Raw genomic sequence first — 10637 nt, 5'->3', positions numbered from 1 at the left:
TTCACGCGTCCTTGTTGTTTTTGTTATTCAGTTCAGATCGATGCGGTCACCATTGACGGTGACGGTAGTGCCCTTGATATTGATGGCCCCTTCCTTGCTGATCGCAATGAAGCCGCCATCGGTGGCGATCAGGATGCCGCCTTGCTTCGATTGGATAAGGATGTTGTTTTTCACTTGCAGGCTGTCGTGAATTTCTTCTGTTGCCGTGACATCGCCCACTACTGTGCTGCGGCTACCGGAGATGGCAATGGTTTGCTGCCCCTGGATTTCGGTGGACTGGTCTTTGATGACCGACACCGTCTGATTGCCGCCGACGTTTTCGGTATGGTCAGCAGTCACGGTAGTACTGCGGTTGTTCAGCACCACGGTGTTCATGTCTTTCTGAGCATGGATAAACACCTCTTCCTGCCCGGCCTGGTCTTCAAAGCGCAGTTCATTGAAGCCCGCGCCCTTGTGCGTTGATGTACGCAGCGAGGTACGTGTCTTGTTCGCTGGCAGTGGATACGGCGATGGATTGGTGGCGTGGAACGTGCGGCCTGTCACGATGGGCTGGTCGGGATCGCCTTCCAGAAAACTGACAATCACCTCATGGCCGATACGCGGGATGGCAATCAGGCCGTACTGACCGCCTGCCCAGCCTTGACTGACGCGCACCCAGCAGGAGCTCTGGTCATCACTGGCTCCGTAGCGATCCCACGGGAATTGCAGTTTGATGCGCCCGTATTCGTCGCAGTAGATTTCCTCGCCTGCGGGGCCAACCACGGTGGCAATTTGCGGGCCATCCACCATCGGTTTATAGGGCAGATCGGCACGCCAGGTGCTTTTGGCACTGATCACCTCAAAGCTGTTGCTGTAGGTCGTCGGTTCACCGCCACTTTCTTCTTCCAGCGCCTGCGGTTGCTGCCCACTGTGGGTGATCGCTACCAGTTGCCAGGCTGCGTTGAGCGTTGGATTGGGGTGTTCGGTGAGGGTAAAACTGCTCCCCGGCATCAGCATCGCGGCATTTGATTCACCCGATCCCGTCATGGCACCGGCGCGCAATGCATCCAGCCGATAGCCGGTAAAGGCCTTGCCACTCGGATCTTGTTTGAAGCGACCGGGATAGTCGAAGTGTTGATAGCTTTCACGCTGGTTTGCCAACTCACCGCTCATCTTGCTGTGCAGCAGGCCGTAGGCCGGGGTTTTGAAGCTGTAATCCTTGAGCGCGACTTCTGCTGTGCTGACCGCTTCGGCGTAGCGGAAACGTCTGACATATTCGCCTTCACTCAGCCCCTGCGTGGCGAGGTTGAAGAACAGTTCCGGGCCTTTGCCAAGCGCCCCGGCATCATCGGCAAAGACGACCCGGTGCTTACCGGCTTCAAACTCATGGAAAAAGTACAGGCCTTCCTCAGCCGCCAAACGGGCGACAAAGGCCAAATCACTTTCCCGGTACTGCACACAGTATTCGCGGGGCGCGTGGTCGTGCCGCAGCGCAAAGGCGTAGTCGGTGATGCCGGACTCTTCCAGTAACGTACCAATAATCGCTTCTGGCTTCTGTGCCTGAAAGATCCGTGCATTGGTGCGCAGCCCCAGCCGCCACAGCGCCGGTCGCACTTCTGCCTGATAGCGGGTACGGCGAAAACCGGTGTCGCCCTGCGCAAAGGCGCTGACAATGCCGCTGACACGGCGCTTGAGTTCACCTTCGTACCACACCAGCAGTTCACACGGCTGATCCAGCACGGCACCAAAGTCGATACCCGGCAGCGGGCTGGCCAGATTCAGCGACAGGGAAAACGGCTGGTTCAGTGCCTCGCTGAGCTGAAAATCCACCACCGCAAAGGTGCTCTCGGGCAATGCACCGACCTTTACCGTGAACTGTAATCCTGTACTGTTTGCCACACGTCCTCCTGATGCTGTCATCCACACTCAGGCATGGCATGAGCCATGACTCAGTGCAGGAAACCCGGCACAGGGCCGGGTTTGAGCAGCATCAAGCTTCGACAGGCGTACGCCAGTCGTCAGAACCAGAGGTTCCGGCCACGGTGTGCTCCCAGTCGACTTTGCGGTAGGCCAGAGAGACTTCGATCAGTTGGGTGTAATCGAGCTTGGACGGGTCCTGGCAGTGTGGCATTTTGCAGTCGATATCCACGATGGTGGCGTCAGTCAGCACGGTAGAGAAGAAGTGCTCCTGCTTGCCTTCCACAGAGGTGCGATACCACTTCAGGGTAACGGTCGGCAGCATTTCACCGGAGGCCAGGGCGTTGTACATCAGTGGCACCGCTTTGTTCAGCGCGACGGTGAACTTGAACGGCTTGTGGACACGCTGACCAGACGGTTGGCCAGACTGCGGATCGGTCGGCACGGTGACGACGTGTTTGAATTCCTGTACCAGCATTTCATCTTCATGGCCTTCCACATAGATGTTGCCGACAGAATCAGAAGTGAAGGCTCCAGCGGTGATGTTGCCCTGCGTTTTTCCTTCGATGCTGATATAGCATGGAGTTGGCATAGTCTTGCTCCTTTCCTTGTTGTTGATATAGGTAACGCTTCGTCGTTACTCATATCAATAACCATGCCAATTTTTATCTTGCTGTTTTTATTGATTATTTACTTAAATCAAATTTCCCCTAAGCCAAATTTGAGCAAGAAGTTGCTCAGACCATCCCGAAACAATGATGATTCTTTGTAAAACTGACCCAGACAGTCGGATTATTCTGTGATCTGCGCAATAAATGGCCTGAGCTTCGCAGTTATTCTGATAATTTTGATTAATTTTTGAGGCCACCATCTCCTTGAGAGGACATGGCTATCAATCTTTCAAATAATAGTGTGTAAACATTAGCCTCTCGATCGACCAGTAATTAGAACCAATAACATGATGTGCTTAAAAGTTTTTGAGTGCGGCGCATTTTTCACTTATCTTGTTTAGGCCTTTGGCAAAATCCATCGGCGGGGATTTGCACCCCCTATACATGTGTCCCATCAGCGTTTAGGCGCTGGTGTGCCTGAGTACGCCCCTGTTATGGCGGTTCAGGCAGGGGAGGATTTATCCTCGCCGGTTTAGGTCACATGTCCGGTAGTGCAAACCCCTGTCTGAACCGCCACCCACAACATGGAGCTATTTATGGTTATGGCGCAGCAGCAACAGGACTGGCACCGGGCGGATATCGTCGCCGCACTTCACAAGAAACGTATCAGCCTAGCCGCACTCTCACGACAGGCCGGACTCAGTGATTCCACTCTCGCCAATACGTTTTATCGCCCCTGGCCGAAAGGCGAAAAATTGATTGCAGAAGCGCTGGACATGGACCCAGCCGAGATCTGGCCGAGTCGGTATTACGATGAGACGGGCAACAAAGTCACCCGAAGGTTCAAAAAAGCACGAACACCCGTTTCTGGCTAAAAACAACCACTTGCTGGCAAAATCATCTGCCAGCACAAAAATGCGTCTTCACCACCTGTTTTACTTACTATTCTCCCGACATGCTGCCATAACAGCTCAACGCCGCCAGTCCCCAACACAACAACTTTTTAATTTGAGAAAGCTGCAAATTTCACTTATCTTAATTATGCCTTTGGCAAAATCCATTGGCGGGGATTTGCAGCCCCTTAGCGAGTTACCCATCAGCGTTCGCACGCTGGTGTGCCTGAGTACGCCCCTGTTATGGCGGTTCAGGCAGGGGAGGACAATGTCCTCGCCGGTTTAGGTAACTTGCCCGGTACTGCAAACCCTGTCTGAATCGCCACCAGCAGTAAGACTCAGGGTTACTTCATATGACAATGAACAAGCAGGACTGGCACAACGCCGATATCATCGCAGGCCTTCGCAAAAAGCACACTACACTGGCTGCTTTGTCCCGACAAGCCGGGCTAAGCTCCTCTACTCTCGCCAACGCACTCACACGCTCCTGGCCGAAAGGCGAACAACTGATTGCCAATGCACTCGGCGTGGAACCCGCCGAAATCTGGCCTAGTCGGTATTTTGATGATGATGGCAATAAACTGGAAAGGAAAACTAGGAATAGTTGATTGACTTGCGTTCCACACCAGGGAAATAAGCGCTGCAGAATTTTAATTATTATGAAAACCAAATAAGGGGTGATGCCCTCACCTCATAAAAGCAGCGATATAATTCATTTCTAGACGCATCAAAAGGCAACAGCGGCGGTCTTTCCTTTAGAAATTGAAATTTGATCTGGCTGCGCTTTTTTTAGAAAACGATTGAGTCTGATAGTCGAGCAGACGTGCACGCCGCTTAAAGAATACCAAGTTAAACATAGGGAATGTATGCAGAGAGCATCTTTCATGATAAACACACAGAAACTTCTAAAAATTATTCATGAGTTTCAAAAGCCATAACAACACTTTATACCAATTAACTCTGTCATCATAAAGAGAATTTATATGGAAATTTAGTCAGAGAAGTGTGAAAATCACTCACAAAGACACGATCTCATTGCCGCCTTTCTTTGAAGCTATAGCTAGTACGGGATGGGATAATAACTAGTCTTCTATACCAGCTTGATGTTCATATAATAAAATTCCGAATTTTGTTGCACATTACTACATAGGTATTACCTTATGTCTCTCCGCTTTAGACAAACATTTACTCTTTTTCCCGGCGTTCGCCTCAACATTGGTAAGCGTGGAATAAGCGCGAGCATCGGCGTGCCAGGAGCAACAGTCAATTTTGGGCAAAAAGGAATTAGAGCAACGGTAGGATTACCTGGCTCCGGCTTATCATATACAACACCGACCTTACCCTACGATGATAAGCAATCAGCTACCAACCCATTAAATCTGTCTTCAACGGATTCTCATTTTGGGATAACTGAGACTGCGCCCGGCAACATTCCATCAAATGCCAGAATTTATATGCCACAAGCTGGCATGAATGAAATTTCCAGTGCTTCGGTTGAAGTCCTGACAAGCACATCCCTTTTACCCTTACGGGATTTGATCGCCAAAGCACGAGAGCAAAGAGCAGAGATAAAAGCTGATTTACAAGAGGCACTTGATGAAGAATCAAAACAAAAGAGCGAATTGGCTCGACGTAAATCAAGCCTGTTCCGTTGGTTTTACAAGCGCCGTATTGCGGAACTTGAGGCAGAACTTCCCCAAACCCAAGTAGAAATATCTCGTCTCGTATCTTGGGAAGACAGTACTAAAATTGCCATCTCTTTCGAAAGCAGTGATGCCTCACAGCGAGCTTATGCTGCAATGGTACGAGCTTTCGACGTATTAAAATCAAGCATCAAAAAATGGGATATTACTGCGGATAAAGCTACAGACCAGTTTGCCGAAAGGACGTTAGCCACGAGATCTGTTAATCGTCATCCTGTCACCTTCGATTTCAGCTCCACAGATCTCATTCAGTTTACAGGACGAGCAATGCGATTTGAAAACATCAATGGTGACGATATTTTGCTTTATCCAGGTGTTGCTGTCATACCACGTGCCGATGGGGAATTCGCTCTGATTGACTTACGCGAATTACAAATTAGTGCAGAACCTCAAGGATTCCATGAAGAAAATGGTGTTCCGAGTGATACCAGTGTAGCCGGCCATACGTGGGCAAAAACGAATAAAAATGGCTCACCAGACCGCCGATTTAAAGACAACTATCAAATCCCCATTTGTGTCTATGGGAATATCACTTTCCAGTCTCAAACCGGGGTAACTGAAGAATATATGGTATCAAATTCCGATGCTGCGCAGGCCTTTGCAGAGGCAGTTAAACGCTATCAGGCCTCACTCACTGGATCAGAGGCGCTGGTATAGAGTTTAACTCCTACATTTGTTATAGGCCACTTGCGGAATTGGCTGAAAAATTTAACTCTGGCCTCTAAACAAACACCCTAATGCCGAAGCACGCAACTTATCGGTAAAGGTTTCCTCCGTGGGTAGCTTCTCTTGCGGTGTTCTGTCCCAGACAAACTCAAGATTTACGACGTTACCCCACGTTTCAAACATCATTCCTGACGAAGCACATACAGCGTTGGGGATGACCTCCGTCCAAGGACGTCTGGCGAGATCGAGGTTTTCTGGTATGTGAAAAATACCAGTCAGCAACCAGACTCCACTTTCTATCTGACTCGCTGTGTGGGGATGCAGCCAAAGTGGCATGCCGAAGCCAAGAGCAGTAGTATCTGCGACGCGAAACAGACCTTCAGGAGGCATACCCTCTCCAAACACGACCGCCGGAAGGGGGTGCCGAAGGCAGAGCATGCCATATTCAGGTAGCGTATCACCGATGACCGTAAGCGGCAGATCCAGGTGTGAAGTCGAGATATCAGCCGCAGAAGGCGAACGACCTGTAAATCTGTCTTCGCTATAAACCATACCGACCAGGTTTTCCTCGCTAACCGCACAGTCATAAGCATATGCTGCAACGGCATCACAAAGGGCGGTGAATGTAGTCGCCGACATACCTTCGAGGGGATAACGGGAAAAGATAGTTTCGCGGTCAGCGCAGTCAAGCACCGATTGTCCTTCGGTCTGCAATACTTTTTCAAGTGTAGGACCAAAGCCATTGCGCGACGCCAGCGTCCAAAAAAGCCAAGCTGCAGCATCTTCAAGAAACTGCGGGTGAAATTCTCTTTTCATGCGTAATTATGCCTTTATCAATCAGGGTTAACGGAATCACTTAGGCTATTCCCCGTCCGCTATCATCGTTTGGCCGCACAGCACAAAGCTACCTGTCAGATTAGCATGCCTTTGAACCACGAGGTGTCTGCTCAAATCCAAGTAGGCATAGTTGAGCACTGAACACTTTTTGTATCTACCACTTATTTTCAACACCAAAAATTCGACCAAGCCCCAAATTTTGATGTTGCTCTGATTCGCTCTCAAAAACGTATGTTCTACTCTGCTCACTTTCGGAGCTTTCACTTATTCTTTCCAACGACGGGGCACTCACAAAAACTACTGCTGCGAGATGTGCGTACTCTGGGGTACATAGAAGCTTTGTGGCTCGACGAGCCAGTAAATTCATTTCATCCTCAGCAAATGCTTCCAAGGTTGATCTGGAATGCCGTTCAACTCGCATAACGAGACATCCAGGTCGTTTTCCCGTCATTTGTTTACGAACAGCGTGCTTAGCAACCTTACTCAGTGCTGAATCAAATTTGCTCGGAACAAGACTTTTCACGTCGATAGCGAGGTAACCTTGGTCACCCAAGTTTTTAACTAGGCGATACCCCACACCATAACCAAGCAGTTCGTTTGTCAAAACCTCTAATTCATCCCGGGTGAGCTCATGCTCAATCGATTGGAGGCAACCCAATTGCAGGCTAATTGTACAAACGCCTTCCAGCACCTTATTTCCGACACCAACAGCCTCCACTAATTTAGAAACGAGTTGTGCTCGCTCTGAAGCCGCCACGGGAATTTTTTCATTTAAAGTGAAAGAAATACCGTAGAGATAGCGCTCCAATTCAGGAAGCTTTGGCTCAATCAGAGGCATAAGGCAATTAATTAAATCGTAAAACTCCTCCTCTGTTAATGACTCGCCTTTATCAACCGATAAACTTTTGCACTCAATCTCAACTGATGCTACACCCGAAATCGTTGCAAGGATGTCAAAGGTTTCTTTGCCACTATGTTCTTCCATCCAGGTAATACCACAGCCTTTTCTGCTGAGGTGAGTCGCAACCATCAGTTCGAATCGCAGGCCACGTGCACCATCTGGCTTATTAAGCGCATGCGACACCCGTCTACACAAATTTCGAGCATTTTCAGGAGAGCTTTCTCTACAAATTTTTACTATCTGCGAGGCAAATATCATTGCCTGCTTGATAGCGCCCCATACTTCATGGTCAGAAGATTTTCCATGAGAATCAAAAGCTGCTAAGCCGTATGCCAAAACATTCTGCTTCCACAGAAGGGGCTGTATGATCGGCATTTCATTGATCTGATGCTGTAGATTAGACACACGCTTAATCCAAGGCTTTTCAGGAAAAAGCGCAGTAAATTCCGTATAGATTTCTGAAAATTCGTCATCTCTTAATTCAGTTCGCATAGGATTTCTCATCCGTTCTTATTGGCTAACCTAACAGGCAAACTTGGTTTTTACACAAAAGACAATTATGACAAGATTAAAACAAACCAATTTTATGAAATAAAAAAATTCCACAAAAAATAATAAAAACCACTAACTCAAAAATATTCGCATAGGGCATTCTGAAATAGATCTTTATCTTTTACCGATTTCAGGCACTACAAATTTTCAAAGAAACTAACTGATTAAGAAATGTCAAGCCTACCTCAAGGGAGGGGAGATTACGATCATCTCCCTCTAGCTCCCTTCATTCCTAGGCTAAGTCATTTTCAGGTTGAGAAGCCTGCTCGGTTAAAGCCTGCTGGTGCATAAACATAAACTGATGAGCAGTCAGCAGTGCTGATTCACCGACATAATGATACTGAGGATCATCAAGCTCTGTTCCATATCGCGAATGCAAGTTTGCTGCGATATAGTCCGGTGAAATCAATAGTGCGATAGCATCATAATTCTCACGCATCATGTCTGCGCGAACCGGCAAACCACTATCTACTATCCATGCCTCACCGATATAGTTCTCCAAGAATTCATCAACCCGAGCAGGCTCAGCATCGAATACCGCACATAACCGGCTTTCTATTTCCGCCTTATTTCGCCCTTTTTGCCAGTGCCAATAAATGTGAGGCGCGTCCTTCCCAGCCTGCTCAAAGATTGGCACATCAATGTCTGCTTCATATATACGATCAGCAAATAATTTGTAAATAACGTCATTTGCCTCATCTGGGAGCACGCGGCGCTCCTCACTTCTATCTTTCGAGTGCGCAAGCCATCGAATGCACTCACTTCCCATTTTTAGTGGGAACGCAGCCGAAATCACCAATTCAACTGCAGCCTGCCTTCCTGAAACAGGAATGCGCCTCATTAGCTGGGATATCAATATTCCAGCTTGCACCATTGTTCCGCCAATCACACTAAGGCCTCGCTCACGAGGAAGAAGATCGCCATTTCTTGCAATAGCAACTGCAACTGGCAAAGCAGAATTTTCATCGATAGAGTCCGCACGCTCTCGCAATGCCTGAACTAACTGGGGCATAGTCCGCATGGAATATACACTTAAAAGGCGGCGCTGCTCATCAGGGTCGGCTGAGACAAGGGCCTCTGTCAAAACACCAAGCTGGCTATCCGATATATCTCCCTCGGGTACCCCATAAACAAAGTAGCGCATAAAATATCGGGCAGAACAGATACGCTGCTCGCCAGCCCACTCATCCTCCCACTCATTACCGTACATAGAGGTTCCGGTTCGAGGAAACAATGCTTTAAGGAGCAGCTCTCGCATTCGCCTGCGTTCCTCCGAGTCCGACATCGGCATAGCATCTTCTAGCAGCTTATCAATAGTGGAAGATGGTCGCTCAAGGCCCCTCCTAGATTCACGAGATTCACCTTTCAGGAATATCTCAGAATTGTCGCGAATAGCAGCATATAGCTTTGGATAAAGCACCCGCATTCCTTCAATCAGCATGAACTCTGAAATATTCACTTCATTCTTTACAAGAGGCAGCGCAAACATCAGTGCATTCGTATAAAGCTTTGCAATCCTTGGAGTCTTTAATTTGGGTTCGAGAGTATCCACAAAATGGCGAGAAAACATATCAACCTGGCGCTGACTTAGACTTATCTCTGCTTGATTCAGAGCATATTGCACGCCTTCAAAAGCGATCTGACGCAGGCTTACCCGATCAACGGGAGGAAGGTGCAAGGGCACCTGAATAATTTTCTCAAGAAACGCTCGTCCTGCTTCTTTCCCTCCAGCGCCATATCGCTCACCTAACGCTGCAGCAACCACTTCATCATCAAAAGCTAGCACGTAGCTGGTATGCTTAAAACTTGCCGAGAGTTTTACCAGCTTAAAAATGGCATTGGTTTCATCTTTATCCAGCCGATCAATATCATCAATAAGAATGACTAGTCGTTTTCCACTCTGGCCTAGCAAGGTATCAATTTGATCCTTTAGTTGATCGAGAGATACTTTAGATAGTGACTCACCAATACTCTTTGCCGCCTCACCAGGATTAATTTCCACGCCTGGCAGAGCGACCGAAACGAGCGATAGAATCCCTCCGTATGACTCCAGAAGTTTCGCCGCTTTTTCTTTGAAAGCTGGCTCTTGGCCCAGCGCATCTGCCAATGTAGCGAAGAATCCTCGCAAAAGTGCATCCTCGGTCGGAAAATGCCAAGGATTGAACCGTATAGTCACTACCCTCTCATGTATAGCAAGCGATTCCTCCATCATTTTCAATACGGAAGTTTTACCATCTCCCCAAGGGCCAAAAAGGCCGATCACGAGACTGGAAGGGTCTCGGCTTTTGGCAATTGTCTCAGCGATCCTGTTGGCAAAAAGAGCACGACCGAAACGGTCTTGCTCTTTAGAAATTATGGGTTCATCAGAAAGGTAGTGACCATCATCTTCAATATTTTCATCTGTATCGGTAATGGCCTCACTGACAGGTGACGTATCCGCCGAATTTCGGTGCCTGAAAAACTTGCGAATCCACTTCATCATTCTTCTTTTCTCCTAGGATGCAGAATATATCGACAAGCTTAATAAAGAAAACTGGCCAAACGCCAGCCCATCCAAAAGCTCGACGCGCCCTCATTA

General features: G+C 48.3%; 8 protein-coding genes. 3 read left to right on the top strand and 5 right to left on the bottom strand.

Annotation, left to right across the window (positions count from 1 at the left end; translation table 11 throughout):
- Positions 1–27 precede the first annotated feature (27 nt).
- Together CLR69_RS14840 and CLR69_RS14835 are read right to left on the bottom strand one after the other, a co-directional pair.
- Positions 28–1878: a type VI secretion system Vgr family protein gene (locus tag CLR69_RS14840; RefSeq protein WP_129712351.1), complete on the bottom strand. Its 1851-nt coding sequence runs from the start codon at positions 1876–1878 to the stop codon at positions 28–30.
- Between the two features lie 91 nt (positions 1879–1969).
- Entirely contained in the window at positions 1970–2488 is a 519-nt protein-coding gene (locus CLR69_RS14835; RefSeq protein WP_129707094.1) for an Hcp family type VI secretion system effector, read from the bottom strand.
- A 621-nt stretch (positions 2489–3109) separates the two neighbouring features.
- Between CLR69_RS14835 and CLR69_RS14830 the strand changes: the two genes are divergently transcribed.
- The 3 genes from CLR69_RS14830 to CLR69_RS14820 all read left to right on the top strand — a co-directional run bounded on the left by CLR69_RS14830 (position 3110) and on the right by CLR69_RS14820 (position 5760).
- Positions 3110–3382 carry a helix-turn-helix domain-containing protein gene (locus CLR69_RS14830; protein WP_129712389.1) on the top strand — a complete coding sequence of 91 codons (273 nt, stop codon included), beginning with the start codon at positions 3110–3112 and terminating at the stop codon, positions 3380–3382.
- A 377-nt stretch (positions 3383–3759) separates the two neighbouring features.
- Entirely contained in the window at positions 3760–4008 is a 249-nt protein-coding gene (locus CLR69_RS14825) for a helix-turn-helix domain-containing protein (RefSeq protein ID WP_039325644.1), read from the top strand.
- A 552-nt stretch (positions 4009–4560) separates the two neighbouring features.
- On the top strand, positions 4561–5760 hold the full coding sequence (locus CLR69_RS14820) for a DUF4236 domain-containing protein (RefSeq protein WP_129712353.1): 1200 nt from the start codon (positions 4561–4563) through the stop codon (positions 5758–5760).
- A 51-nt stretch (positions 5761–5811) separates the two neighbouring features.
- On the opposite strand, the gene CLR69_RS14815 is transcribed toward CLR69_RS14820, so the two are convergent.
- The 3 genes from CLR69_RS14815 to CLR69_RS14805 form a co-directional block, all read right to left on the bottom strand.
- Positions 5812–6585 carry a hypothetical protein gene (locus tag CLR69_RS14815; protein WP_129712355.1) on the bottom strand — a complete coding sequence of 258 codons (774 nt, stop codon included), beginning with the start codon at positions 6583–6585 and terminating at the stop codon, positions 5812–5814.
- Positions 6586–6760: 175 nt separating this feature from the next.
- Positions 6761–7999 carry a hypothetical protein gene (locus CLR69_RS14810; RefSeq protein ID WP_129712357.1) on the bottom strand — a complete coding sequence of 413 codons (1239 nt, stop codon included), beginning with the start codon at positions 7997–7999 and terminating at the stop codon, positions 6761–6763.
- A 292-nt stretch (positions 8000–8291) separates the two neighbouring features.
- Positions 8292–10541, bottom strand: a complete 2250-nt coding sequence (locus CLR69_RS14805; RefSeq protein WP_129712359.1) for a KAP family P-loop NTPase fold protein — start codon at positions 10539–10541, stop codon at positions 8292–8294.
- Between the last annotated feature and the right edge of the window lie 96 nt (positions 10542–10637).

The sequence above is a fragment of the Pectobacterium zantedeschiae genome (assembly GCF_004137795.1).
In the GTDB taxonomy this organism is placed as follows: domain Bacteria; phylum Pseudomonadota; class Gammaproteobacteria; order Enterobacterales; family Enterobacteriaceae; genus Pectobacterium; species Pectobacterium zantedeschiae.
The sequence above is the reverse complement of the archived record's forward strand: the minus strand, read 5'-3'. Positions and strand labels throughout refer to the sequence as shown.

Coding starts and splice junctions, on each gene's coding strand:
- CLR69_RS14825 (WP_039325644.1), top strand. CDS start 3,760: ATGAACAAGCAGGACTGGCACAACGCCGATATCATCGCAGGCCTTCGC.
- CLR69_RS14830 (WP_129712389.1), top strand. CDS start 3,110: ATGGCGCAGCAGCAACAGGACTGGCACCGGGCGGATATCGTCGCCGCA.
- CLR69_RS14810 (WP_129712357.1), bottom strand. CDS start 7,999: ATGCGAACTGAATTAAGAGATGACGAATTTTCAGAAATCTATACGGAA.
- CLR69_RS14805 (WP_129712359.1), bottom strand. CDS start 10,541: ATGATGAAGTGGATTCGCAAGTTTTTCAGGCACCGAAATTCGGCGGAT.
- CLR69_RS14820 (WP_129712353.1), top strand. CDS start 4,561: ATGTCTCTCCGCTTTAGACAAACATTTACTCTTTTTCCCGGCGTTCGC.
- CLR69_RS14835 (WP_129707094.1), bottom strand. CDS start 2,488: ATGCCAACTCCATGCTATATCAGCATCGAAGGAAAAACGCAGGGCAAC.
- CLR69_RS14815 (WP_129712355.1), bottom strand. CDS start 6,585: ATGAAAAGAGAATTTCACCCGCAGTTTCTTGAAGATGCTGCAGCTTGG.